Annotated in this window: 19 protein-coding genes; 16 read left to right on the top strand and 3 right to left on the bottom strand. The window is 67.9% G+C overall.

The features are described from left to right. Window positions 1-10: 10 nt before the first annotated feature. The gene (locus PDM28_RS15105) at window positions 11-637 is read right to left on the bottom strand and encodes an OmpW/AlkL family protein (protein WP_311182674.1); all 627 of its coding nucleotides are present in this window, start codon (window positions 635-637) and stop codon (window positions 11-13) included. Between the two features lie 199 nt (window positions 638-836). Between PDM28_RS15105 and gap the strand changes: the two genes are divergently transcribed. From gap to PDM28_RS15075, 6 genes are all read left to right on the top strand, one after another. Continuing rightward, on the top strand, window positions 837-1,838 hold the full coding sequence (gene gap, locus PDM28_RS15100; protein ID WP_311182673.1) for a type I glyceraldehyde-3-phosphate dehydrogenase: 1,002 nt from the start codon (window positions 837-839) through the stop codon (window positions 1,836-1,838). 186 nt (window positions 1,839-2,024) lie between these two features. Next, a complete protein-coding gene (locus PDM28_RS15095) occupies window positions 2,025-4,709 on the top strand; it encodes a DUF2339 domain-containing protein (protein ID WP_311182672.1) in 2,685 nt (894 codons plus the stop codon). Further along, window positions 4,706-6,070 carry a DUF3999 domain-containing protein gene (locus PDM28_RS15090; RefSeq protein ID WP_311182671.1) on the top strand — a complete coding sequence of 455 codons (1,365 nt, stop codon included), beginning with the start codon at window positions 4,706-4,708 and terminating at the stop codon, window positions 6,068-6,070. Before PDM28_RS15095 ends, PDM28_RS15090 begins: the two co-directional genes overlap by 4 nt. A 53-nt stretch (window positions 6,071-6,123) precedes the next feature. Beyond that, a complete protein-coding gene (locus PDM28_RS15085) occupies window positions 6,124-7,299 on the top strand; it encodes a phosphoglycerate kinase (protein WP_311182670.1) in 1,176 nt (391 codons plus the stop codon). 163 nt (window positions 7,300-7,462) lie between these two features. After that, the gene (gene pyk / locus PDM28_RS15080; protein WP_311182669.1) at window positions 7,463-8,929 is read left to right on the top strand and encodes a pyruvate kinase; all 1,467 of its coding nucleotides are present in this window, start codon (window positions 7,463-7,465) and stop codon (window positions 8,927-8,929) included. A 119-nt stretch (window positions 8,930-9,048) separates the two neighbouring features. Continuing rightward, window positions 9,049-10,053 (top strand): class I fructose-bisphosphate aldolase, encoded by a 1,005-nt coding sequence (locus PDM28_RS15075; RefSeq protein ID WP_017356577.1) that lies wholly within the window; start codon window positions 9,049-9,051, stop codon window positions 10,051-10,053. A gap of 52 nt (window positions 10,054-10,105) precedes the next feature. On the opposite strand, the gene PDM28_RS15070 is transcribed toward PDM28_RS15075, so the two are convergent. Then, window positions 10,106-10,660, bottom strand: coding sequence for an O-acetyl-ADP-ribose deacetylase (locus PDM28_RS15070; RefSeq protein ID WP_311182668.1), 555 nt, complete (start codon window positions 10,658-10,660; stop codon window positions 10,106-10,108). Window positions 10,661-10,777: 117 nt separating this feature from the next. Beyond that, window positions 10,778-11,737 (bottom strand): cysteine synthase A, encoded by a 960-nt coding sequence (gene cysK, locus PDM28_RS15065; RefSeq protein WP_070209035.1) that lies wholly within the window; start codon window positions 11,735-11,737, stop codon window positions 10,778-10,780. Between the two features lie 205 nt (window positions 11,738-11,942). On the opposite strand from cysK, the gene PDM28_RS15060 reads away from it, so the two are divergent. The 10 genes from PDM28_RS15060 (at window position 11,943) to PDM28_RS15015 (ending at window position 26,441) form a co-directional block, all read left to right on the top strand. Beyond that, on the top strand, window positions 11,943-12,926 hold the full coding sequence (locus PDM28_RS15060) for a LysR family transcriptional regulator (RefSeq protein WP_311182667.1): 984 nt from the start codon (window positions 11,943-11,945) through the stop codon (window positions 12,924-12,926). 72 nt (window positions 12,927-12,998) lie between these two features. Continuing rightward, window positions 12,999-13,517: a DUF2946 family protein gene (locus tag PDM28_RS15055; RefSeq protein ID WP_425507607.1), complete on the top strand. Its 519-nt coding sequence runs from the start codon at window positions 12,999-13,001 to the stop codon at window positions 13,515-13,517. 74 nt (window positions 13,518-13,591) lie between these two features. Further along, on the top strand, window positions 13,592-15,658 hold the full coding sequence (locus PDM28_RS15050; RefSeq protein WP_311182666.1) for a TonB-dependent copper receptor: 2,067 nt from the start codon (window positions 13,592-13,594) through the stop codon (window positions 15,656-15,658). Between the two features lie 374 nt (window positions 15,659-16,032). Further along, window positions 16,033-17,223, top strand: a complete 1,191-nt coding sequence (locus PDM28_RS15045; protein ID WP_311182665.1) for an efflux RND transporter periplasmic adaptor subunit — start codon at window positions 16,033-16,035, stop codon at window positions 17,221-17,223. Further along, on the top strand, window positions 17,220-20,345 hold the full coding sequence (locus tag PDM28_RS15040) for an efflux RND transporter permease subunit (protein ID WP_311182664.1): 3,126 nt from the start codon (window positions 17,220-17,222) through the stop codon (window positions 20,343-20,345). The genes PDM28_RS15045 and PDM28_RS15040 overlap by 4 nt, the downstream gene beginning before the upstream one ends. Beyond that, window positions 20,338-20,877 carry a GNAT family N-acetyltransferase gene (locus PDM28_RS15035; protein WP_311182663.1) on the top strand — a complete coding sequence of 180 codons (540 nt, stop codon included), beginning with the start codon at window positions 20,338-20,340 and terminating at the stop codon, window positions 20,875-20,877. The genes PDM28_RS15040 and PDM28_RS15035 overlap by 8 nt, the downstream gene beginning before the upstream one ends. Before the next feature lie 188 nt (window positions 20,878-21,065). Next, on the top strand, window positions 21,066-22,583 hold the full coding sequence (locus tag PDM28_RS15030) for an alanine/glycine:cation symporter family protein (protein ID WP_311182662.1): 1,518 nt from the start codon (window positions 21,066-21,068) through the stop codon (window positions 22,581-22,583). Continuing rightward, the gene (locus PDM28_RS15025; protein WP_311182661.1) at window positions 22,576-23,409 is read left to right on the top strand and encodes a TrmH family RNA methyltransferase; all 834 of its coding nucleotides are present in this window, start codon (window positions 22,576-22,578) and stop codon (window positions 23,407-23,409) included. Before PDM28_RS15030 ends, PDM28_RS15025 begins: the two co-directional genes overlap by 8 nt. A 556-nt stretch (window positions 23,410-23,965) precedes the next feature. Continuing rightward, window positions 23,966-24,961 (top strand): hypothetical protein, encoded by a 996-nt coding sequence (locus PDM28_RS15020; protein WP_311182660.1) that lies wholly within the window; start codon window positions 23,966-23,968, stop codon window positions 24,959-24,961. Between the two features lie 34 nt (window positions 24,962-24,995). Continuing rightward, window positions 24,996-26,441 carry an alanine/glycine:cation symporter family protein gene (locus tag PDM28_RS15015; RefSeq protein ID WP_311184704.1) on the top strand — a complete coding sequence of 482 codons (1,446 nt, stop codon included), beginning with the start codon at window positions 24,996-24,998 and terminating at the stop codon, window positions 26,439-26,441. Window positions 26,442-26,528: the final 87 nt, after the last annotated feature.

Raw genomic sequence — 26,528 nt, 5'->3', positions numbered from 1 at the left:
TTGTCGGCGATCAGAACTTGAAAACGTAGGCTACGCCGTAGGCGAGCGGGTCGATCTTCACCGTGCCGAGCTTGGCGCCGTCCAGCTTCACGTCGGTGTCGATGTCGATCCAGCGCACGTCGACCCGCAGGGCGCCCTTCCCGCCGACGGCGAAGTCCAGGCCTGCATGCGCGGCCAGGCCCCAGGAGTCGTCCAGCTTCAACCGGCTGCCGGCCAGCGCGCCGCCGGTCTCTTCGCTGAAGAACGTGGTGTAGTTCAGGCCGGCACCGAGGAACGGCGACACCTTGCCCTTGCTGTTGAAGTGGTACTGCAGCGACACCACCGGCGGCAGGTGCTTGGTGCTGCCCACGCGGCCGAGGCCGTCGATGTTGATGTCGTGCTTGAACGGCAGCGCGGCCAGGATCTCGATGCCCAGGTTGTCGGCAATGAAGTACTCACCGGTGATGGTTGGCTTGATGTCGCTGTCCACATCGACCTTCAGGCCGCCGGCCAGGGTGCCGTTGTCGGACGTCGGCGCCACCTGGTGCACGCCTGCGGCGATGGTCCAGTCGCCCTTGGACTGGGCCATGGCGGGGCTGGCGGCCAGCGCCAGGGCGACGGCAAGGGTGGCGGGCAGGAGGGGGGAGGGGGTACGCATGGTGCGGTCTCGTGGCGGGGTGGAATGGGGCCAGTGTTCCCGCCGCCGCCCGGGCGCGCCTTGATCCGGATCAAATCGTAAAATTTTCGTTGTAACCGCTTACCCTGGCCGCGCCGGGGGCCGCATCCGGGTGGCCTTTGCTAGAATGACGGCCCCTTTCCATTGGGCCGCACTGTCGCGGCTGCAGGAGCTTGTGAACATGGCAATCAAGGTTGGCATCAACGGTTTCGGCCGCATCGGTCGCAACGTGCTGCGTTCGGCCGTGCTGAATTTCGGCAATGACATCGAAATCGTCGCCATCAACGATCTGCTGGAGCCGGATTACCTGGCCTACATGCTGAAGTACGACTCCGTGCACGGCCGCTTCAAGGCCGACGTGTCGATCTCGGGCAACGACCTGCTGGTCAACGGCAAGAAGATCCGCCTCACCCAGGAACGCGACCCGGCCAACCTCAAGTGGGACGAGGTCGGCGTGGACGTGGTGATCGAATCCACCGGCCTGTTCCTGACCAAGGAAACCGCGCAGAAGCACATCGATGCGGGCGCGAAGAAGGTGATCCTGTCGGCGCCGTCGAAGGACGACACCCCGATGTTCGTGTACGGCGTGAACGACAAGACCTACGCCGGCCAGGCGATCATCTCCAACGCCTCGTGCACCACCAACTGCCTGGCGCCGCTGGCCAAGGTGATCAATGACAAGTGGGGCATCAAGCGCGGCCTGATGACCACCGTGCATGCGGCCACCGCCACCCAGAAGACCGTTGACGGCCCGTCCAACAAGGACTGGCGCGGCGGCCGTGGCATCCTGGAAAACATCATTCCGTCCTCCACCGGCGCGGCCAAGGCCGTCGGCGTGGTGATTCCGGAACTGAACAAGAAGCTCACCGGCATGAGCTTCCGCGTGCCGACCTCGGACGTCTCGGTGGTCGACCTGACCGTCGAGCTGGAAAAGGAAGCCACCTACGCCGAGATCTGCGCCGAAGTGAAGGCACAGAGCGAAGGCGCGCTGAAGGGAATCCTCGGCTACACCGAAGACAAGGTCGTGGCCACCGACTTCCGCGGCGAAACCCACACCTCGGTGTTCGACGCCGAAGCCGGCATCGCGCTGGACGGTACCTTCGTCAAGCTGGTGTCCTGGTACGACAACGAGTGGGGCTATTCCAACAAGTGCCTCGAAATGGCCAAGGTAGTAGCCGCGTAATACCGGGGAACGATCCCGGTAGTGCCGGCCGCTGGCCGGCTCCTCGCACCAGAGATCGAAAAAGAACGCCCCTCCGCAAGGAAGGGCGTTTTTTTTCACCCCCGCCAATTCAGTTACGATGTCCCCGTGCCGCAGGCGCCATGCTCGTCCAGGTGGGCCGTGGCGTTCCCACGAGGATGACGCGGAATGGAAGCACTGATTGTCCTGGCGGTACTGCTGTTGCTGGCCGTGCCGGTGTTGCTGATCGTAGCCCTGGTGATGATTTCCGGCCTCCGCCGGCGTGTTGCAGCGCTGGAAGAGGCGCAGGCAGGTACCGTCGCTGCGCCGGTTGAACCGGTCGTTGCAGACTGGCAGGCGCGCGCGCCTGCGCCGCCGCCCATCGTCTCGCCGTTCCGCGCCGACGCACCGGCGCCCGTGGACGAGCCGGAGCCGGAGCCCGCGCCAGCGCCAGCGACCCAACCCGAGCGACTCGCTGCCGCTGCCCGCGCCGCCCCACCTCCGCTTCCCCCGGGCCCGCCGCCGGCCCGACCCGAACCCTTCGTTCCGCCGCCGCCTCGCGGCCCGGACCTGGGCGAGCGCATCGTCGGCACGATCAAGGCCTGGTTCACCGAAGGCAACGTGCCGGTCAAGATCGGCATGCTGGTGCTGCTGGCCGGTGTCGCAGCACTGCTCAAGTACGCCAGCGACCAGGGCTGGCTCAACGCGCCGATCGAACTGCGCCTGGCTGCCATCGCCGCCGGTGCGCTGGCCGGGCTGGTGTTCGGCTGGGTGCAGCGCGAGCGCCGCCGGATGTTCGCGCTGGCCCTGCAGGGCGGGGCGATCGGCATCCTGCTGTTGACCATCTTTGCCGCGTTCAAGCGGTACGAGCTGATCGAACCGGGCATCGCGTTTGCGATGAGCATCGTGCTGATCGCCGGCATGGGCGTGCTCGCGGTCGTACAGAATTCGCGCACGCTGGCGGTGCTCGGCATCCTGGCCGGCTTCATGGCGCCGATCTGGCTGTCCACCGGCAGCGGCAACCACGTGGCGCTGTTCTCGTACTACGCCGTACTCAACGCCGCCATCCTCGCCATTGCCTGGTGGCGCCCGTGGCGCGCGCTGAACCTGCTGGGCTTTGCCTTCACCTTCGGCATCGGTACCGCCTGGGGCGTGCTGCAGTACAACGCCGACAAGTTCAACAGCACCGAACCGTTCCTGCTGCTGTTCTTCGCCTTCTACCTGCTCATCCCGATCCTCTACGCGCGCCGCCAGCCGGCCGAACAGCGCGACCTGGTCGACGGCAGCCTGGTGTTCGGCACGCCGCTGATCGCGTTCTCGCTGCAGGCCGGCATGCTGCATGACGACCGCCTGCTGCTGGCACTGTGCTCGGTCGGCCTGGCCGCGTTGTATGCAGGGTTGGCCTGGGCGCTGATCAAACGCGCGCGTTACACCGCGCTCGGCCAGTCGCACGCGGTACTCGCGGTCGGCTTCGCCACCCTGGCCGTGCCGCTGGCGCTTTCGGCACGCGCCACCGCCAGTGTGTTCGCGCTGGAAGGCGCGGCGCTGGTCTGGCTGGGCCTGCGCCAGTCGCGCCTGCTGCCGCAGATTGCCGGCGCGCTGCTGCAGTTGGGCGCCGCGTTCGGCTTCGTGGTCGGCGCCGACTACTGGCTGCAGGACGCCACCGCGATCGCCAACCCCACCTTCATGAGCGGCCTGCTGCTGGCATCGGCCGGCTTCGCGTCGGCCTTCAGCTACCGCCGCAGCGGGCGCGACGCGCCGGCCATCGTGTACTACCTGTGGGGTCTGTTGTGGTGGCTGGGCACCGCCAGCCACGAGGTCAGCCGCTTCGTTGCCTGGGGCAGTCGACCGGATGCGCTGCTGATCCTGGTGGCGGTCACCGGCTGGATCGCCGCGGAAACGCAGCGCCGCTTCCCGGCACGCGCGCTGGTGTTGACCACGCTCGCCATGCTGCTGTGCGCATTCCCGCTGGCGCTGTGGCAGGCCGACGTCCACCGCCAGCCGTTTGCCGGCTACGGCGCGCTGGCCTGGGCGGTGTTCGCCGTGGTCGGCGTGCGCAGCCTGTGGTGCCTGCGCGGTGGCCAGGACCGCACCGCCGTGGTCGCGCAGTTCGTGTGGTGGCTGCTGTGGCCCACCGTGGTCTCGCTCACCGCCAGCTGGCTGGCCGACCGCTTCGAACTGGCCGAAGGCTGGGCACTGGCCGCGATGCTGCTGCCGTGGCTGGTGGTCACCGCCATCTCGCTGCAGCGCTGGCACTGGCTGAGCGTGCCACTGGGCGAACGCTTCGACGCGGCCCGCCCGGCAGTGCAGTGCACGCTGTTCGCGGTGCTGGGGCTGGCCTGGGTCGGCTTCCTGTTTGCGCGCGGTGGCGCAGCGCCGCTGCCGTGGATACCGCTGTTGAATCCGCTGGAGCTCATACAGCTGGCCGTGCTCGCCCTGCTCGCGCGCTGGTTATGGCGCGGCCAGGCGCCAGTAGCACTGCAGGCTCGGCGCGTGCCGCTGCTGGCATTGGCCGGCTTCGTCGCACTGACCAGCATCACCCTGCATGCCGTGCATCACTGGGGCGGGGTGCCGTGGAACGAGCGGCTGTGGTCGTCCACGCTGGCGCAGACCAGCCTGACCGTCGTGTGGAGCGTGCTCGGCGTGATCAGCTGGGTGTGGGGCTCGCGACGCGGGCAACGCGCGCTGTGGCTGGTCGGCGCGGTGCTGATGGGCGTGGTGCTGGCCAAGCTGGTACTGATCGACCGCCAGCACCTGGGCAACCTGCTGGGCATTGCTTCCTTCATCGCCTACGGCCTGCTGTGCACGGTCGTGGGCTACCTGGCACCGGCGCCGCCGCGTGCGCCGGACGCTACGCTGGAGCCGCAACCGTGAACCTTCTCTACCGCTTGATCGCCGCCGCTTCACTGACCCTGGCCGCTCCCGCGCTGTGGGCCGCCGACGCGCGCCAGGACTATCGCGAACAGTGGCCGCTGCAGCTGTCCGCGCCGCAGGCCGGCGCCTACCGGCTGATCCTGGGCGAGGCGCAGTACCGCAGCGCGGTGTCGCCGCAGCTGGCCGACGTGCAGGTCTTCAATGCGCAGGGCCAGGCGCTGCCGTCGGCGTTGTTCTCCGCCGACCAGCCGCTGGCGCGGCCGGCACAGTGGCAGCCGCTGCCGTGGTTCGCATTGCCGGCGCAGGGTGGCGGTGCAGGCGAAGACCTGCAGCTGCTGACCGAACGCAACACCGACGGCAGCGTGCGCCGGGTGGAAGCGCGCCTGGGACGCAGCGGCGCCAGCGCCGAGCCGGGCGGCTGGCTGGTCGACGCCAGCGCACTGCGCACCGGCGTGCAGGCCCTGCAGCTGGACTGGCAGTCGACCGGGCCCTTGCAGCTGCGCGTGGCGGTGGAAGCGAGCGATGACCTGCGCGACTGGCAGCGCGTGGCGGATGCAGTGCCGCTGGTCGACCTGGAGCAGGGCGGCAACCGCCTGCAGCAGCGGCGCATCGAGATCGGCCACCAGGCGAAGTACTTCCGCATCCTGCCGCTGGCGGGCGCGCGCCTTCCCGTGCTGACCGCCGTGCAGGTCGAACGCGTGGCGGCCGCGCAGGCGATCGACTGGCAGTGGCGCACGCTCACCGGTACTGCCGGCAAGGCCGGCGAATTCGAATACACGCTGGACGGCCGCTTCCCGGTGGCCCAGGTCGACATCGCCACCGCCGACAACAGCGTGGTGCAGTGGACCCTGCTCAGCCGGGACGACCCCAACCGGCCGTGGCAGGTACGGGCCGGCCCGTGGGTGGCCTACCAGCTGCAGGACACCGGCGCGCGGCGCCAGTCTCAGACCCAGTCGCTGGCCGTGCCCAGCCGCGACCGATACTGGAAGCTGATGGCCGGCCAGGCCCAGCCCAGCCAGGCGCCGACCCTCAAGCTGGGTTACCAGCCCGAAGCGCTGGTGTTCCTCAGCCAGGGCGAAGCGCCGTTCACGGTCGCGGCCGGCAGCGTGCGCGCGCAGCGTACCGATGCACCTGTGGGTACCGTGATCGCGCAGCTGCGCGAGCAGCAGGGCGCGCAGTGGCAGCCGGCCGCAGCGACCGTGCAGGGGCCGGCGCAGGTGCTGGCCGGCGACGCCGCCGTGCAGGCGCAACGCGACTGGAAGCGCTGGCTGCTGTGGGGCCTGCTGCTGCTCGGCGTGCTGGTGGTGGGTGGGTTCGCGGTCAGCCTGCTGCGCCCGTCTGGACGCGCGCCGCTACAATGACCCTCTGCGCCGTGCGCGGCGCATTTCCCTTTCCGCCAAAGAGTTGCTGCCCCATGTCCATCGTTCGCATGACCGACCTCGACCTTTCCGGCAAGCGCGTGCTGATCCGCCAGGACCTGAACGTGCCGATCGAGAACGGCCGCATCACCTCCGAACAGCGCATCACCGCATCCCTGCCGACGTTGAAGCTGGCGCTGGAAAAGGGCGCTGCGGTGATGGTCACCTCGCACCTGGGCCGCCCGCAGGAAGGCGTGTGGAGCGAAGCCGATTCGCTGGCGCCGGTCGCCGTGCGCCTGTCCACCCTGCTCGGCGTGGACGTGCCGCTGGTGCGTGACTGGGTCGACGGCGTCGACGTGGCCCCGGGTTCGATCGTGCTGCTGGAAAACTGCCGCATGAACGTGGGCGAGGGCAAGGACGACGAAGCGCTGTCGCGCAAGTACGCCGCCCTGTGCGACGTGTTCGTGATGGACGCCTTCGGCACCGCGCACCGCGCCCAGGCCTCCACCCACGGCGTGATCCGCTTCGCCCCGGTTGCCGCCGGTGGCCCGCTGCTGATGGCCGAGCTGGACGCGCTGGCCAAGGCCCTGCACGCACCCGCGCAGCCGCTGCTGGCGATCGTGGCCGGCAGCAAGGTCAGCACCAAGCTGGAGCTGCTGGCCAACCTGGTCGGCAAGGTCGACCAGCTGATCGTCGGCGGTGGCATCGCCAACACCTTCATTGCCGCAGCCGGGCATGCCGTGGGCAAGTCGCTGTACGAACCGGACCTGTTGGACACCGCGAAGAAGATCGTGGCCGACGCCAAGGCGCGCGGCGCCGACATTCCGCTGCCCACCGACGTGGTGGTGGCCAAGCAGTTCCTCCCGGACGCCGAAGCGACGGTCAAGGCGGTCAATGACGTGGGCGAAGACGACCTGATCCTGGACATCGGTCCGCAGACCGCTGCGCACTACGCGACGCTGATCGCCAAGGCCGGCACCGTGGTCTGGAACGGCCCGGTCGGCGTGTTCGAGTTCGAAGCCTTCGGCCACGGCACCGAGGCGCTGGCGCGCGCCATCGCCAGTTCGCCGGCGTTCTCCATCGCCGGCGGTGGCGACACCCTGGCCGCCGTGGACAAGTACGACATCGCGGACGAGGTCAGCTACATCTCTACCGGTGGCGGCGCGTTCCTCGAGTTCCTGGAAGGCAAGACCCTGCCGGCGGTGGCTGCGCTGGAAGCACGCGGCAACTGAGGCCGATGCATGCGGCAGCGTTCCGTACGCTGCCGCATGTCGCGTCCGGGTCTCGTCGTGTCTGCAGGACATCGCCGAAACCCAGACGCGACAATGCTGTAAACGTATTCATGGGACGTGAAGGGTGTGGTAATTTCGATCCTTTCCCGGGAGCCCTTTAACCATGATTGAGCGTCAGCGCCGTACGAAGATCCTTGCCACCCTCGGTCCGGCCACCGATCCGCCGGGCGTGCTGGAGGATCTGTTCCGCGCCGGCGTGAACGTGGTTCGCCTCAACTTCAGCCACGGCGACCCCTCCGGCCAGGCCAAGCGTGCCGCCGACGTGCGTGCCGCCGCCGCCCGCGTGGGCGTGGAAGTGGGCATCCTGGCCGACCTGCCGGGCCCGAAGATCCGCATCGAGCGCTTCGCCGAAGGCAAGATCCAGCTCAAGGCGGGCGACCGCTTCGACCTGGTCGCCTCGCCGACCGCACCGGCTGGCGACACCACCCAGGTGGGCGTGAGCTACCTCGGCCTGCCGCAGGACGTGGCCCCGGGCGACGTGCTGCTGCTCGACGACGGCCTGATGCAGCTGCAGGTGGTGGAAGTGCACGGCGAGCGCATCGTCAACACCGTGCTCAACGACGGCGTGCTGTCCGACCGCAAGGGGCTCAACAAGCAGGGCGGTGGCCTCTCGCTGGGCGCGTTGACCGAGCGCGACAAGGAACTGATCGGCATCGTCGCCAAGATCGGCGTGGACTTCATCGCCGTCTCGTTCTGCCGCAACGCGCAGGACATGAACGATGCCCGTGAGATCGCCGAGAAGCACGGCTGCTATGCCGCGCTCGTGTCCAAGATCGAGCGTACCGAAGCGATCGAGAATCTCGAGGAAATCGTCGACGCCAGCGACGTGGTGATGGTGGCGCGTGGCGACCTCGGCGTGGAAATCGGCGACGCCGAACTGCCGGGCCTGCAGAAGAAGATCATCAAGGCCTCGCTGGCCCAGAACAAGGTGGTGATCACCGCCACCCAGATGCTGCAGTCGATGGTCGAAAGCCCGATCCCGACCCGTGCCGAAGTGCTGGACGTGGCCAACTCGGTCATCGACGGTACCGACGCGGTGATGCTGTCGGCCGAAACCGCCGCCGGTGCGTATCCGATCAAGGCCGTGGAGGCGATGGCCCGCATCTGCCTGGGTGCAGAGCGCCAGTTCCAGACCGAAACCGACTTCGGCGCCTCGCCGCGCAACCTGGAACGTGCCGACCAGGCCATCGCCATGGCCACCATGTTCCTGTCCCAGCACGTGGGCGTGCGCGCGATCGTGGCGATGACCGAATCCGGTGGCACCGCGCGTTACCTGTCGCGCTTCCGCGCCTCGGCGCCGGTGTACGCGGTGACCCGCCACGACGGCGCCCGCCGCCAGATGGCGCTGATGCGCGACGTGTTCCCGATCAACTTCGACAGCCGCGGCCTGACCCCGCGCGAAGCCGCGCGCGGCAGCATCCGCCTGCTGGTCGAAGCCAACCAGCTGCAGGCCGGCGACCGCGTGGTGTTCACCAGCGGCGAACACATGGAAACCCACGGCGCCACCAACACCCTGCGCTTGTTGGAAGTAGGTGAAGACGGCCGCGCCAGCGGGCTGGGCGATCTGTGAGGTAGAGCCGGGCTCTGCCCGGCTTTTCTCCTGAAACCGGTTCCAAATTCCGTGGACGGCCAGTTCACGGAATGGCGGGTCTATAATTGCGGTTTTCCCGCACCCGCCACAGGAAATACATGAGCATCGAACAGCTGGCCGAAACCGCCCAGGCCATGGTCGCCCCGGGCAAGGGCATCATCGCCATCGACGAATCCACCGGTACCATCGCCAAGCGCTTCGCCAGCGTGGGCATCGAGAACACCGAAGAGAACCGTCGTGCCTACCGCGAGCTGCTGCTGACCACGCCGAAGCTCAACGAGCACATCTCCGGCGCGATCCTGTACGACGAAACCATCCGCCAGTCGACCAAGGACGGCGTGCCGTTCGCCAAGTACATGGCCGACCACGGCATGATTCCGGGCATCAAGGTCGACAAGGGTGCACACCCGCTGGCCGGCTGCCCGGGCGAGATGGTCACCGAGGGCCTCGACGGCCTGCGTGAGCGCCTGCAGGAGTACTACAAGCTGGGTGCGCGCTTCGCCAAGTGGCGTGCGGTCATCAACATCGGCGAAAGCATCCCGTCGGGCACCTGCATCGAGTCCAACGCGCACGCGCTGGCCCGTTATGCCGCGCTGTGCCAGGAATGCGGCCTGGTGCCGATGGTCGAGCCGGAAGTCATCATGGATGGCGACCACGACATCGAAACCTGCTACGAAGTCACCGAAGCCACCCTGCGCTCGCTGTTCGACGCGCTGTACCAGCAGAACGTGCTGCTGGAAGGCACCATCCTGAAGGCTTCGATGGTCATCTCCGGCAAGGGCTGCGACGAGCAGGCCGACGTCGAGGAAGTCGCCGAATCCACCGTGATGTGCCTCAAGAGCACCGTGCCGGCGATCCTGCCGGGCGTGGTGTTCCTGTCCGGCGGCCAGAGCGACGAGCAGTCCACCGCCCACCTCAATGCCATGAACCAGATGGGCAACCTGCCGTGGCCGCTGAGCTTCTCCTATGGCCGCGCCATGCAGCAGGCCGCGCTGAAGCTGTGGGCCAAGGACACCAAGGCCAACGTCGCCAAGGCACAGCAGACCGTGTACGACCGCGCCAAGGAAAACGGCCAGGCTGCACTGGGCAAGTGGAACGGCTGATCCACGCCGCCACCGCGAAATGAAAAACGCCGGCAGCAATGCCGGCGTTTTGTTATGCGGTTGCCGGTAAATCCAGCGGTTGTCCCGACTCCACCAGCGCCTGGTGGTACGCCTTGAAGGTCGCCGCGTTGTAGGCCACCAGGATGATCCGCTGCGGTTCCCGGTGCGAACGCTGCCAGGCCAGCGTTTCGGTCGCCGCAATGCGCGCGGCCTGGTGCAGTGGATAACCGAACACCCCGCAGCTGATCGCCGGGAACGCGATCGAACGCAGGCCCATCTGCTCAGCCAGCTGCAGCGACTTCCAGTAGCAGTTGGCCAGCAGTGCCGGCTCGTCGCGCTGGCCGTCCTGCCAGACCGGCCCCACCGTGTGCAGTACGTGCTTCGCCGGCAACAGGTAACCAGCGGTGGCCCGCACTTCGCCGGTCGGGCAGCGCATGCCCGGCCGGATCTCCGGCAGCGCCGCGCATTCGGCCAGCAACTGCGGACCGGCGGCGCGATGGATCGCGCCATCCACGCCGCCACCCCCGAGCAGGGATTCGTTGGCCGCATTGACGATCGCATCCACCGCCAGGGTCGTGATGTCGCCCTGCCACACTTCGATCTTCATGCGTGCCGCTCCTTGTATCTGCCGCCTCATAAGGTGGCGGCCAGGGCATCAAGGTTGCGTCATCATCGTCTCAGGCCATGCGACCCGGCATGTCGCATTCAGCAAGGAATGACCAATTCAGGGCAGGCCGGCCAGCCACTCGTCGTCCGAGCCCTCGTTGATGTCGGCAAACAGTGGCGTGGAGAAGTAGCGCTCGCCGGTGTCGGGCAGCATCGCCAACAGCACGCTGCCGGGCGCGGCCTTGGCCGCCACATCCAGCGCGCTGGCCACCGTGGCGCCGGCCGAGATGCCGACGAAGATCCCTTCTTCGGCCGCCAGCCGCCGCGAGGTCTCGATCGCGCGCGCATCGTCGATGCTCAGCAGCTCGTCGAACACCCCGCGGTTGAGGACGTCCGGCACGAAGTCCGGGGTCCAGCCCTGGATCTTGTGCGGTTTCCATTCGGCGCCGCCAAGCAGCGCCGCGCCTTCCGGCTCCGTGGCGATGATGCGGGTCTCGGGGCGGGCCACCTTCAGCACTTCACCGACGCCGGTGAGGGTGCCGCCGGTGCCCCAGCCGGTCACGAAGTAGTCCAGTTGCTTGCCGGCGAAATCGCGCAGGATCTCGGCGGCGGTGGTGTTGCGGTGGTAGGCCGGGTTGGCGGGGTTGGTGAACTGGCTGGCCAGGAACCAGCCATGCTCCTGGGCCAGTTCGGCCGCGCGCCGCACCATGCCCGAGCCGCGCTCGGCCGCCGGGGTCAGGATCACCTTGGCACCGTAGGCGCGCATCAGCTTGCGGCGCTCGATGGAGAAGGTCTCCACCATGGTCGCCACGAACTTGTAGCCGCGCGCGGCCGCGACCATGGCCAGCGCCACCCCGGTGTTGCCGGAGGTCGCTTCAATGATCGTGTCGCCGGGCTTGAGCACCCCGCGAGCTTCGGCGTCCAGGATGATCGCCAGCGCCAGGCGGTCCTTCACCGAACCGCCGGGATTGAACGATTCCACCTTGGCGTACAGGGTGACGTGGTCGGGGGCAATGCGGTTGAGGCGGACAACCGGGGTGTTGCCGATGGTGTCCAGGATCGAGTTGTACAGGGCCATGGGAACGCTCCGCAGGAGGGTGGCAGAAAGGGCGCAGGCGGCATTCGCGCACGGCGCGCCACCGGGTCTCCGCCAGACCGTAGCGCCCGCATATGACCACGCGAAATCACCTGATTACCTTCTTAAACAACGTTTGGTTATAAGCTGGTGACGGCAACTGCCTTACAGTCGGCCTGACCCCTTCCTTCCTGCCGTGCGCACGCCCATGACGCTGACCCAACTCCGTTACCTGGTCGCCATTGCCGACGCCGAGCTCAACATCACCCTGGCCGCGTCGCGGGTGCATGCCACCCAGCCGGGGCTGTCCAAGCAGCTCAAGCAGTTGGAAGATGAACTGGGCTTCCTGCTGTTCGTGCGCAAGGGCCGCAGCCTGGAAGCGGTGACCCCGGCCGGGGTCGAGGTGATCGGCCGCGCCCGCGCGGTGCTGGCGGAAGCCAACAACATCCGCACCTATGCCGCCAACCAGCGCCGCGAAAGCCAGGGCCAGCTGGTTCTGACCACCACCCACACCCAGGCGCGCTTCGTGCTGCCGCCGGCGGTGGCGCGCATCAAGCAGGCCTACCCGCAGGTCAGCGTGCACCTGCAGCAGGCTGCCGAAAGCGATGCGCTGGACCTGCTCAGCCAGGGCGATGCGGACATCGCCATCATCAGCACCGCCGGTGCCGAACCCACGGCTGGCATCGCCATTCCGCTGTACCGCTGGCGGCGGCTGGTGCTGGTGCCGCGCGGGCACGCGCTGGACCGCCCGGGCGCGGCGCCGGACCTGGAGGCGCTGTCGACCCAGCCGCTGATCAGCTACGAGTCCTCCACCCGTGGCAGCTCCTCGCTGCAGCGGGCGTTTGCGGCCTCCGGGCTGACGCCGGACATCGCCCTGACCGCGCTGGATGCGGACCTGATCAAGACTTACGTGCGCACCGGCCTGGGCGTAGGCCTTCTTGCGGAAATGGCGGTGAATGCGGGCGACGAAGACCTGCGTTCCTGGCCCGCCCCGGCCCCGATCGACGAATGCATCGCCTGGGCAGTACTGCCGCGCGACCGGGTGCTGCGCGATTACGCACTGGAGCTGGTGCATGTGCTGGCCCCGCAGATCGATACCCGGGATCTGCGGCGGGTCATTGATGGGAACCAGGAAGCGGATTGGCCGGTGCCGCCGACCTGGGAATCGTTGACGCAGACCATCACCGTCTAGACATGCCCGCTGCGACGGTTGGTCGCACGAAATACTGAGGCCCCCGCGAATGTCGGGCGCTATGATGTCGCCGTGAACCGTCGCCGCGCCCCGTACGCCGCTCTGCTCCAGCTCGCCTTCCTGGCGACGCTGCTGATGGCGTTGGCCCCGCTGGTCAGCCGCTGGCAGCAGGCGCAGGGGCCGCAGGTGATGCTGATGCCTGGCGGCATGGCCCACGTGATGGCCGCCGCCATTGTCGCGGACGAACCCGCCGCAACGCCGCCCCCCGCGATGGATCATCACGGCATGGCCCACCACGACATGGCCATGCACGACACCTCGATGCAGGCAATGTCCACGCATGGTCCGTCGACGTCGCCGGTGGCAGCGACCGAACCCGCGCCGAAGCCTCCCGTCGATCCCCATGCCGGGCATGGCGAGGCCTGCGAATACTGCATGATGGCCTCGCGGCTGATGCCGTGGCTGGCCGTGCTGGTCGTGCTGCTGCATGCCCTGCAACTGTCTGCACCACCGGTGCCGCGCACTGTCGCCACGCCGCGAAGCGTCCGCTGGCCGGCCCACGCCGCGCGTGGTCCTCCGCTTTACGCCTGAAACCGCCGACATCTTTCCCTGCCGCGCGACGCCGTAATGGCGTCGTGCGCCTGTGCGTTTTCCGGAGTTCCAACATGATGCTTGTTTCCCGCAGCGCGGGCGCAGTGACGCGCCTGTCTGTTTCGTTGTCCCTGGCGCTGGCCGCGCTACCCCTGCACGCCGCCGAACGCGACGATGCCCGCACCCTCGACACGATGGTGGTCACCGCCACCGCACCGTCCTCGCCGCTGCACTGGGTGACCGACCCACGCCTGCCGCGCCAGCCGGTCCCGGCCAGCGACGGGGCCGACTACCTCAAGACCGTTCCCGGCTTCGCCGCCATCCGCAACGGCGGCACCAATGGCGACCCGGTACTGCGCGGCATGTTCGGTTCGCGCCTGAACATCGTCAGCAATGAAGGCAACCTGATCGGTGCCTGTCCCTCGCGCATGGACAACCCGCTGTCCTACATCGCGCCGGAAACCTTCGACCGCCTCACCATCATCAAGGGCCCGCAGAGCGTGCGCTGGGGCGCAGGCGCCTCGGCCGGCACCGTGCGATTCGAGCGCGACACCCCGCGCTTCGACGCGCCCGGCATCGACCTCGACGCCAGCGCGCTGGTCGGCTCGCGCAACCGCAACGACCAGGTCCTCGACCTCACCGCCGGTGCTTCGCAGGGCTACGTACGGGTCAACGGCAACCGCTCCGAAGCCGACGACTACAAGGACGGCAACGGCGACGTGGTCCCCTCGAAATGGCGCAAGTGGAACAGCGACGTCGCCGTCGGCTGGACCCCGGACGCCGACACCGTGCTGGAACTCTCCGCCGGAACCGGCGATGCACTGGCACGTTACGCGGGTCGCGGCATGGACGGCGCCGCCTTCAAGCGCACCAGCTATGCCGCGCGTTTCGAACGCGACAACCTGCCGGGTGCGTGGGACAAGCTGCAGGCCAACGTCTACTACAACGACGCCGACCACGTCATGGACAACTACACCCTGCGCGATCCGAATCCGGACAGCAGCATGCCCATGCCGATGGCCTCCAACGTCGACCGCCGCACCACCGGCGGCCGCATCGCCTCGGAGTGGCGCTGGCAGGACATCGCCATCGTCGCTGGCGTCGATGCCCTGGACAGCCGCCACCGCAGCCGCAACGGCATGGGCCGCAATACCTACAAACTCACCCCCTGGTCCACCGACGCCCGCCAGCAGAATCGCGGCGTGTTCACCGAAATCACCCTGGGCGAAGGCACCCCGCAGCGCTGGGTGGGGGGCCTGCGCATCGACCGCGCCGAAGTCACCGACGAACGCGCCACCCGCGGCATGGGCATGATGCCGATGCCCAACCCCACCGCCGGCCAGACCCGACGCGAAGATCTCGGCAGCGGCTTCCTGCGGTTCGAGCGTGACTACAGCAGCGCCCTCACCGCATACGCCGGACTCGGCCACAGCGAGCGCATGCCCGACTACTGGGAGCTGTTCTCGCCGGACATGGGCCCGGCCGGCAGCATCAACGCCTTCAGCGCGGTGCAGCCGGAGAAAACCACCCAGCTCGACATCGGCCTGCAGTACCGCGACGCGCGCATGAACGCCTGGGTGTCCGCCTACGCCGGGCGCATCCAGGACTACATCCTGTTTACCTACCGCGACGGCGGCATGATGGGCAGCACCGCCCAGGCCAGCAACGTCGACGCCCGCATCGCCGGCGCCGAAGCCGGTGCCGAATTCGCGCTTGGCCAAGGCTGGAAGCTCGGCGGCACCCTGGCCTACGCCTGGGGCGAAAACCGCAGCGACGGCGGCCCGCTGCCGCAGATGCCGCCCCTCGAAGCGCGCCTGAGCGGCGGCTGGGAAGGCCAGCGCTGGAGCGCCGGCGCACTGCTGCGCGCAGTCGCCCACCAGCACCGCGTGGCAGAAGGCGAGGGTAACGTCGTCGCCCGCGACCTCGGCCCCAGCGCCGGCTTCGCCACATTCGCACTGAATGCCGGCTACCGGTTCAACGACGCGCTGAAGTTGAGCGCAGGCATCGACAACCTGTTCGACCGCGCCTACAGCGAACACCTCAACCTCGCCGGCAGCGCCGATTTCGGCTTCCCGGCAGACCCGGTCCGCATCAACGAGCCGGGCCGCACGCTGTGGATGAAGGTGAATTACACCTATTGAGAGAATGGGACACCCGCCGCGCAACCGACCATGTATGGGGGCGGCCGCCGGGTAGCCCCCGGAGGGACGCTAGAAAACATGGATGTTTTCTAGCAGCCCCCATGGATGGGTTCACGGCGTGTCCCGGAGCGGGGCTGCCCGGCGGCCGCCCCAGTACGTAACACGGAGGCGCTGCCATTCGCGCCAAACCAACCACGTTCGACGCAAACCGACATGCGCTGACACACACTGTTACAGGCCGCGCAACACCCCAGCACGAAAGGGATTGCGCATGTCACCCGCCGATGTGAAGGGTCCGGTAAACGCTTGGCACATATACCCGACAGCCCCGGTGGCTACACTTGCCGGTCAAGAAAGATCAAGGGTTGTTTTTCATGTCGGGACGCACCATCGCGCGCATCGTAGCTGGCCTCGGCCTGGTCATCCTGGCCGGGTGTGGCGGCGGCAAAGGCGAGAACGCCCGCCGGCAGGCCGAAGTCGTCCCGGTCACCACCCAGGTCGTCCAGACCTCCGCCTGGAGCGACACCCTGCAGGCGCTCGGCACCGCCAAGGCCCGCGAATCGGTGACCGTCACCGCCAAGGTCAGCGAAATCATCGAAGCCGTCCACTTCGACAGCGGCCAGCAGGTCTCCGCCGGCACCCCCCTGGTCACCCTGCGCGGCCAGGCCCAGGAAGCCGCACTGGTCCAGGCCCAAGCCACCTTTGCCGAAGCCGACCAGCTCTACAAGCGCCAGCGCGAGCTCGCCGCCCAGCAGCTCGTCGCCAGCGCCACCCTCGACACCCAGCGCGCCATCCGCGACGCCGCCGAAGCCCGCGTCCGCGAAATGCAGTCCGACATCGGCGACCGCCGCGTCCGTGCCCCCTTCGCCGGCGTGCTCGGCATCCGCCAGGTCAGCGAAGGCTCACTGGTCACCCCCACCACCGTCATCGCCACCCTCGACGACATCGAACGCATGCATGTCGACTTCCAGGTCCCCGAAGCCGAACTCGCTTCGCTGGCCAAGGGCGACAAAGTCAGCGCCACCAGCGTCGCCTACCCGGGCCGCACCTTCGAAGGCGAAGTGGCCACCATCGACACCCGCGTCGACCCCGGCACCCGCGCCGTCACCGTCCGCGCCGACTTCATCAACAGCGACCACGCCCTGCGCCCCGGCATGCTGCTCGACGTGCGCATGTACCGCCCCGAACGCCAAGCCCTGGTCATTCCCGAAATCGCCGTCGTCCAGGTCGGCCGCGACTCCTTCGTCTACCGCGTCAAACCCGACCACACCGTCGAACGCGTCGACGTGGTCAGCGGCGCGCGCCGCTCCGGCGTCGTCGAAATCCGCGAAGGCCTCAAGGCCGGCGAGCGCATCGTCGTCGACGGCACCGGCAAACTGCGTCCCGGCCTGAAGGTCGAAGACAGCGCCGCACCTGCGCCGGGCAACGCACCCGCAGCGGCGCCCGCTGACGCTCCGGCATCGGCACCGGCTGAAAAAGCCACCGACCCGGCCCCGGCCGGCACCGTCCGCAGCCCGGTCAGCGCCACCGCCGCACCTGCAGCCGCCACGGGCAGCGCCGGATGAAGCTTTCCGACATTTCCATCCAGCGGCCGGTGTTCGCCGTCGTGATGAGCCTGCTGCTGGTGGTGCTCGGCATCATGTCGTTCACCCGCCTGACCCTGCGCGAACTGCCCGCCATCGACCCGCCGATCGTCTCGGTCTCGGTCGACTACACCGGCGCCTCTGCCGCCGTCATCGAAAGCCGCATCACCCAGGTGCTCGAAGACGCCCTGGCCGGTATCGAAGGCATCGATACCATCAACGCGCGCAGCTCCAACGGGCGCTCGCAGGTCAGCATCGAATTCACCTCCAACCGCGACATCGAAGCGGCCGCCAACGACGTCCGCGACGCCGTCAGCCGCGTCGCCGACCGCATGCCTGAAGAGGCACGCCCGCCGGAAATCGCCAAGGTCGAGAGCGACGCCGACCCGATCATCTGGTTCAACATGACCTCCTCCAGCATGAACACGCTGGAGCTGAGCGACTACGCCGACCGCTATGTGGTCGACCGCTTCTCCAGCCTCGACGGCGTCGCCCAGGTCCGCATCGGCGGCCGCCAGCGCTACGCCATGCGCATCTGGCTCGACCGCGACCAGCTCGCCGCGCGCGGCCTCACCGTCGGCGACGTCGAAACCGCACTGCGCAACGAGAACGTCGAACTGCCCGCCGGCCGCATCGAATCGGCCGACCGCGACTTCACCCTGCGCGTCGAACGCAATTATGTGAAGCCCGAAGACTTCGCCACCATCCCGCTCGGCAAGGGCGCCGACGGCTACGTCGTGCGCATGGGCGATGTCGCCAAGATCGAACTGGCCTCGTCCGAGCGGCGCGCCTATTACCGCAGCAACGGCGAACCCGGCATCGGCCTGGGCATCGTCAAGACCTCCACCGCCAACTCGCTCGACGTCGCCCGCACCGCGCGCGCCGAAGCCGAGCGGGTAGGGCAGACCTTGCCCGAAGGCACCCACATCTTCGTCGCCTTCGACAACACCACCTTCATCGAAGCCGCCGTCGACCGCGTCTACGCCACCCTGGTGGAAGCGATGCTGCTGGTGCTGGTGGTGATCTGGCTGTTCCTCGGCAGTTTCCGTGCCGCACTGATTCCCGCAGTAACCGTTCCGGTCTGCCTGGTCGCCGCCTTCATCGCGCTGTACGCCTTCGGCTTCTCGATCAACCTGCTCACCCTGCTGGCGCTGGTGCTGTGTATCGGCCTGGTGGTCGACGACGCCATCGTCGTGGTCGAAAACGTGCAACGGCGCATCGACCTTGGCGAACCGCCGCTGGTCGCCTCCAAACGCGGTACCGCGCAGGTGGCCTTCGCGGTCATCGCCACCACCGCCGTTCTGGTCGCTGTGTTCCTGCCGGTGGGCTTCCTGGAAGGCAACACCGGGCGCCTGTTCCGCGAACTGGCGGTCGCGCTGGCATCTGCCGTGGCGCTGTCGGCGTTCGTCTCGCTGACCCTCACCCCGATGATGGCCTCCAAGCTGCTCAAGCCGCACACCGGCCAGGCGCCGAAGGGCCTGCACGGGTTGATCAACCGCAACCTGGACCGCGTCTCGGCGTCTTACGGCCGAGTGCTGGACGCCCACGTCGGCAAGATCTGGATCTACGTCGCGGTGATGGTGCTGTCGCTGGCCGCCAGCGCGCTGCTGCTCAAAGTGCTGCCCTCCGAACTGGCCCCGGCCGAAGACCGCGGCTCGTTCCAGATCATGATCGACGGCCCGGAAGGCGCCGGCTACGACTACACCGTCGGCCAGGTGCAGGAAGTGGAGAAAATCGTGGCTGGCTTCGTCGGCGACGACAAACCCATCGTGCGCGCCAACCCGCGCGTGCCCGGCGGCTTCGGTGCCAGCGAAGAAATGCATACCGGCCGCATCAGCGTGTTCCTGCAGCCGTGGCGCGAACGCACCACCGATACCCCTGAAGTGGCCGCCGAACTGCAGAAGAGCCTGGACGGCATTCGCGGCGTGCGCGTGCGTACCCAGGTCGGTGGCGGCCTGGTCCGCAGTGGCGGCCAGCCGTTCCAGATCGTGCTGGGTGGCCCCGAATACGCGGAAATCGCCGGCTGGCGCGATCGCATGCTCGAACGCATGGCGGCCAATCCGGGCCTGGTCGGTCCGGATTCGGACTACAAGGAAACCCGCCCGCAGATGCGCGTCAACATCGACCGCCAGCGTGCGGCCGACCTCGGCGTCTCGGTCACCGCGATTGGTTCGGCGCTGGAAACCATGATGGGTTCGCGCCGCGTCACCACCTTCGTCGACAACGGCGAAGAGTACGACGTGCTGGTCCAGGCCGGCCGCGAAGGCCGCGCCAGCCCGGACGACCTCGCCGCCATCCGCGTGCGTGCCAACAGTGGCGAACTGGTGCCGCTGTCCAACCTGGTCACGCTCAGCGAAGTGGCCGAGGCAGGCAACCTCAACCGCTTCAACCGCCTGCGCTCGATCACCATCAGCGCCGGCCTGGCCCCGGGCTACCCGCTCGGTGAAGCCATTGCCTGGGCCCAGCAGACCGCCCGCGAAGAATTGCCGCAGCACGCGCAGATCGACTGGAAGGGCGAATCGCGCGAGTACCAGAACGCCGGCAGCGCCGTGCTGCTGACCTTCGCGATGGCGCTGCTGGTGGTGTACCTGGTGCTTGCCGCGCAGTTCGAAAGCTTCATCCACCCGCTGGTGATCATGCTGACCGTGCCGCTGGGCGTGCTCGGCGCGCTGCTCGGCCTGTACGTCAGCGGCGGCACCATCAACCTGTTCAGCCAGATCGGCATCGTCATGCTGGTCGGCCTGGCGGCGAAGAACGGCATCCTGATCGTCGAATTCGCCAACCAGCTGCGCGACGAAGGCCGCGACGTGCACCGCGCCATCGTCGAATCGTGCATGGTGCGCCTGCGCCCGATCCTGATGACCTCCATCGCCACCGTGGTCGGCGCGATCCCGCTGGTGGTCGCCGGCGGCCCGGGCTCTGCCAGCCGCGGCACCATCGGCATCGTGGTGATCTTCGGCGTCACCGTCTCCACCTTCCTCTCGCTGTTCGTCGTGCCGGCGTTCTACGCGCTGCTGGCGCCGTACACCCGTTCGCCGGAAGCGGTGGCGCGTGAGCTGGAGAAGCAGGAATCGGAAACGCCATCGGTCGGCGGCCATGCCTGACCGCGCGCCGCAGCTGCACGGTCCCGGCTTCGTCCTGCGCCCCTGGCGCAGCGACGATCTGGACGCGTTGCTGCGGCACGCCAACGACGAAGCGGTCTCGCGCGGGCTGCGCGACCGTTTCCCGTTCCCGTATACCCGCGAAGACGGTGAGGCGTTCCTTGGCGGCCGGGTCCTCAGCCCGGGTACCCTCAACCTGGCTATCGAGATCGACGGCGCCGCTTGCGGCAGCATCGGCGCCCAACCGGGCGTGGCCGAACGGGCGCACACCGCCGAGCTCGGCTACTGGCTGGGCCAGGCGTATTGGGGGCAGGGCTGGATGAGCCGCGTGGTGGCCCTGTTCGCGCCGTGGGTGATGGATGAGCTGCGCCTGTTCAGGCTGCAGGCCGAAGTGCTGGATTTCAACGAAGGCTCGGCCCGGGTGCTGCTGGCCAACGGGTTCAGCGAAGAGGGCTGCGCCCGTGCTGCGGTCTACAAGCGGGGCCAGCTCCATGACCTGCGGCGGTTTGCCTTGGTGCGTGACCACCTTTCCTGAACGGAGCGGCCTCCGCCCTGGCCAGCGGCCAGGACCTACCGCCCGTACTCGTCCCGCCCACCGCCGTAGAGCCGGGCTCTGCCCGGCTGCCGTTCGCCCCTATCGGCCCAGCCCCCGATCATGGAGAATCGACCGGTCCCTTCCAGCCGACGGGACGTCCTTCATTTTCCGCCGACTGGAGAGAGCGCGTGGAATCAGTGGTTGAGTTCGTCAATGGCATCATCTGGAGCAAGGCGCTGATTTTCCTGTGCCTGGCTGCGGGCCTGTTCTTCAGCGTGCGCACGCGCTTCATGCAGCTGCGCGGCTTCTTTGAAATGTGCCGGCTCACCGTGCAGGGCGAGAAGTCCGAAGCCGGTGTGTCGTCCTTCCAGGCCCTGGCCATGTCCATGGCTGGCCGCATGGGCATCGGCAACATCGCCGGCGTGGCCACCGCCATCGCCTTCGGCGGTCCCGGCGCCATCTTCTGGATGTGGGTGATGGGCTTCCTCGGCGCGTCGACCTCCTACGTCGAATGCACCCTGGCGCAGATCTACAAGACCAAGGATGCCGAAGGCCGCTACCGTGGCGGCCCCGCGTACTACATCGAAAAGGCCATGGGGCTGAAGTGGTACGCGCTGGCCTTCGCCATGGCCACGATTGTTGCGGCCGGCTTCCTGATGCCCGGCGTGCAGGCCAATGCCATCGCCGACAGCTTCATCAACGCCTGTCGCGGCACCGCCCTGTGCGGCCCGCTCGATGGCCAGGTCATGGGCCTGGAAACCGTGCAGGCGCTCAAGCTCGGCATCGGCGTCGTGGTTGCCGTGCTGCTGGGCGTGGTGATCTTCGGCGGCGTCAAGCGCATCGCCAACTTCGCTGAAGTGGTCGTGCCGTTCATGGCGGCCGCCTTCATCCTGATGGCGCTCACCATCATGATCATCAACTACGACCGCGTGCCGGACATGTTCCGCACCGTGTTCAGCAGTGCCTTCGGCGCGCACGCTGCATTTGGCGCGATGATGGGTTTGGCGGTGGAGTGGGGCGTCAAGCGCGGCATCTACGCCAACGAAGCCGGCCAGGGCACCGGCCCGCACGCCGCGGCTGCCTCGGAAGTCTCGCACCCGGCCAAGCAGGGTTACGTGCAGGCCTTCGCCATCTACTTCGACACCATGATGGTGTGCACCGCCACCGCGTTCCTGATCCTCGCCGCCGGCACCTACAACGTGTACTCGCCGGTGCCGGGTGGTGAACCCGTGTTTGCCGGCCTGGCCGGCGTCGCCGAAGGCGCAGGCTACGCGCAGGCCGCCGTGGAAACCGTGCTGCCGGGCTGGGGTTCGGCCTTCGTGGCGATCGCCATCTTCTTCTTCGCGTTCACCACCATCATGGCCTACTACTACATGGCCGAAACCAACCTCAGCTACATCAACCACAACCGCAAGCGTCCGCTGACCGTGCTGGTGCTGCGCCTGGGCATCCTGGGCATGGTGATCTTCGGCGCTTTCCACAACGCCAAGCTGGCCTGGGCACTGGGCGACATCGGCGTGGGCCTGATGGCGTGGTTGAACATCATCGCCATCCTGATCGTGCAGAAGCCTGCCTTGCTGGCTCTGCGCGATTACGAACGCCAGAAGAAGCTCGGCATCGACCCGATCTTCGACCCCGATGCGCTGGGCATCAAGAACGCCGATTTCTGGCGTCAACGCAAGCTGGAGCCGTCCCGTAGTGAATGATCCCTGGAAGAACGCCCGCCGCCCGTCGTCGCGACCGCCGCGGGCCACCCCGCTGCCGCCGCGCGAAGGCGGCACCCCGCCACCGCCGGGGCGCGGCAATGACGAGCTGCGCCTGTACGGCTGGAATGCCGTGCAGGCCCTGTTCGAACGTCGGCCGCAGGCACTGCGCAAGCTGTACCTGGCCGAAGCGCTGATCCCGCGCCTGCAGCCGCTGCTGAAGTGGTGCGTGGCCAACCGCGTGGGTTACCGCGTGGTGGAAGAGGGCGACCTCAACAAGCTCGCCGCCACCACCCACCATGAAGGCGTGGTCGCCGACGTGCTGCGCGCGCCGATGCTGTCGCTGGCAGAGTGGATGGCCGACCTGCCCAGCGACAAGCCGGTGCTGGCGCTGTGGCTGGACGGCGTGGGCAACCCGCACAACTTCGGCGCGATCCTGCGTTCGGCCGCGCACTTCGGCGTGGCCGGCCTGCTGTTGCCGCCCGATTCCACCCTGGCATTGTCCGGTGCGGCCGCGCGCGTCGCAGAAGGCGGTGCCGAAGCGGTTCCGCTGGTGCGGCTGCCAGCGTTGCCACAGGCGATGGACGAACTGCGCGCCGGCGGCTTTGGCCTCGCGGCCACGCTGGTGGAAGGTGGCGACAACCTGTTCAAGGCCACGCTGCCGGAACGGCTGGTGTACGTGATGGGCGCCGAAGGCGAGGGCATGGACCGCGCGTTGGCGCAGACCTGCGACCTGCAGGTGTCCATCCCCGGCAGCGGTGCGGTGGAAAGTCTGAACGTTGCGTCGGCAACAGCGGTGTTGTTGTCGCACTGGTACGCACAACGGTAATTCGGGGTAACGCAATCGCGCGCTGCCCCACGCGATGTGATCGACTTCTCCAATGAAGTCGCGCTTACAACGGATTCGGATTTTTCGGATGGTGCACAGCGTTCGCGCTGCGTCACAGTGAAGAGCGGCACTGCACTGCGTAGGTGAGGAGAGACACCCACCCAGTGCGGCGCCGTTGTCCGGATCACGGTCTGTCCGTGGCGCTCACCGCGTGGGGTGTGACGAATCCCGGTAGCCCGGCCCTCTGGCCGGGCTTTTTTTATCAGTGTCGTAACTGCACTGGCGAAAAGCGACATCGTCGCGCAGCGTGCAGGGTTTTCGACACCCCTTTTGTCGCGTCGCTTCGCGCCGCTTTCGATGGAATTCCTGTAGCGCTTGCGGCGTGTCCAACAAGGACAAAACCACCGTTGGCGTGATAGGCATTTTCGTGCGTGCGCTCGCGCACAGAACGCGATATTCGCGTGATTTACCGATTTTTCCGAGATTGCTTCCTGTGCAGATTGCCGGTGCGGCGGATTGGCCTGCCGCACCACCCCAGTCACCCCGGAGGCAATCCATGTCGCTCTTTCCGCTGCGTTTCCTGCGCCCAGTTTCTTTCGCCCTGATCGCCGGCCTGTGCCTGCCCGCCATCGCGTCCGCCGACGAGCGCACGCTGGACGGCGTCAACTTCATGGGCCCGCTGATCACCCCCAACCCGGCCGGCATGCCCAAGGGCAACCTCTTCATCGAACCGTACCTGGTGCGGATCAACAGCGACAGCTACTTCGACGGCGAAGGCCGCCGCCACGACAGCGACGGCCGCAGCAGCGCCTGGCTGACCGTGGTGCCGATCGCCTACGGCCTGGGCCAGCGGGTCACCGCGCAGGTCAACCTGAGCGCTTCGCGTGCCGAAACCGGCAGCGAACGCAGCCGTGGCTTCCGCGCCGGCGACACCACCGCCATGGTCCAGTACCTGCTGCAGGCGCCGAGCGCCGACGGCACCCGCCCGGCCATTTCGGTGTCGCTGAGCCAGCGCTACGCGACCGGCAGCTATGACCGCATCGACGGCAACCCGCTCAACGCCCAAGGCGACGGCGTGCAGCGCACCACCTTCGGCCTGGGCGTGCAGCAGGTGGTGTGGCTGCCCAATGACCGTCCGCTGCGCTGGCGCGGCCAGCTCAGCGCCAGCCCCGCGCCGGCGCGCGTGGCGATCAACGACCACAGCGTCTACGGCACGCCCGAAGGCTTCCGTGGCAGCATCGCGCCCGGCTCGCTGATCGGCCTGTCCGCCGCCGGTGAGTACAGCTTCAACTCGAAGTGGGTCGGCGTGATGGAGTTCGCCGTCAGCCGCCAGAGCGACCGCCACCTGAGCGGCTACGCCCCCGACGCGGAAGGCGTCATGCAGCGCATCGACGAGCGCCGTCCCGGCAGCCGCAACGTCACCCTGGCGCCGGCCGTGCAGTACCACTTCAGCCCCAGTGTCGGCCTGATCGCCGGTGTCGAGTTCACCGTGGCCGGGCGCAACACCGGCAGCTACATCAATCCGCAGATCGCGCTGGGCATGTTCTTCTGATGCGCGCGCTGCAAGGGAGTGAGCCATGTTCGATATGACCCTTGAAAAGACCGTCGCCCAGCTGCTGGGCATCGTCTGGAGTCCCGCGCTGGTCGGCCTGTGCCTGCTGGTCGGGCTGTACTTCAGCGTGCGCACCCGCTTCATCCAGCTGCGCGGCCTGCCGGAGATGCTCAAGCTCATGTTCCAGGGCCGCAGCTCGGCAGCGGGGGTGTCCTCGTTCCAGGCGTTGAGTCTGTCGCTGTCCAGCCGCGTCGGCGTCGGCAACATCGCCGGCGTGGCCATGGCAATCGCCTATGGTGGCCCCGGCGCGATCTTCTGGATGTGGATCGTGGCGTTCCTCGGCGCTTCCAGTGCGTTCGTGGAGTCCACCCTCGCGCAGATCTACAAGCAGCGCGACAGCAAGGGCATGTACCGCGGCGGGCCGGCGTACTACATCGAAAAAGGCCTGGGCAAACGCTGGTATGCGGTGCTGTTCGCGATCAGCACGGTGATCGGCTGCGGCATGCTGCTGCCGGGTACGCAGTCCAACGCCATCGTCAGCGCGCTGGACGAAGCCTGGGCAGTGCCGGGCTGGATCACCGCAGCCGGCATCGGCACCGTGGTGGCCATGGTGATCTTCGGCGGCGTGCGCCGTATCGCCCAGGTCGCGCAGGTGATCGTGCCGTTCATGGCGGTGGGCTACCTGCTGGTGGCGGCCGTGGTGATGGCACTGAACCTGGACGCGGTGCCGGAGATGTTCGCCATCATCCTGCGCAGCGCGTTCGGCCAGGACGCCGCGTTCGGTGCCATGATCGGCACCGCCATCCAGTGGGGCGTGCGCCGTGGCGTGATGAGCAACGAGGCCGGCATGGGAAGCGGTGCGCATCCGGCCGCCGCCGCCGAAGTCTCGCACCCGGTCAAGCAGGGCCTGGTGCAGGCGTGTTCGGTGTACATCGACACCATTGTGGTATGCAGCGCAACCGCGTTCCTGATCCTGTCCACCGGCGCGTACAACGTGTACGACCCGTCGCTGCCGTCGCAGTTGATGGTCGCCAACGTACCCGGGCTGGAAGCAGGGCCTCGCTTCGTGCAGCAGGCGGTGGAATCGGCGTTGCCCGGCTTCGGGCGCTCGTTCATCGCGCTGGCGATCATCCCGTTCGCCTTCACCACCATTCTCGCGCTGTACTACACCGCCGAAACCAACGTGGTGTACATGGTGCGCAACCGGCACTCGCCGGTGGTGATGGCGCTGTTCCGCTGCGGCTTCATCGGCGCCATGCTGTATTCGGCGTTGAACACCGCCGAGGTGGCGTGGTCGCTGGGCGACATCGGCGTCGGCCTGATGACCTGGCTCAACGTGATCGCCTTGCTGCTGTTGCAGAAGCCGGCATTCGCGGCGTTGCGCGACTACGAGGCCTCGCGCGGCAAGGGTCAGGACCCGGTGTTCCGTCCCGACCCGCACACCGTCCCAAGCTGCACGGTATGGGTAGGCGCCCGGTAGAGCCGGGCCCTGCCCGGCATTGGGTAGAGCCGGGCTCTGCCCGGCATTTGGTAGAGCCGGGCTCTGCCCGGCTGCGTAGAGCGGATC

It is taken from the genome of Stenotrophomonas aracearum (assembly GCF_031834615.1).
GTDB lineage: Bacteria > Pseudomonadota > Gammaproteobacteria > Xanthomonadales > Xanthomonadaceae > Stenotrophomonas > Stenotrophomonas aracearum.
The sequence above is the reverse complement of the archived record's forward strand: the minus strand, read 5'-3'. Positions and strand labels throughout refer to the sequence as shown.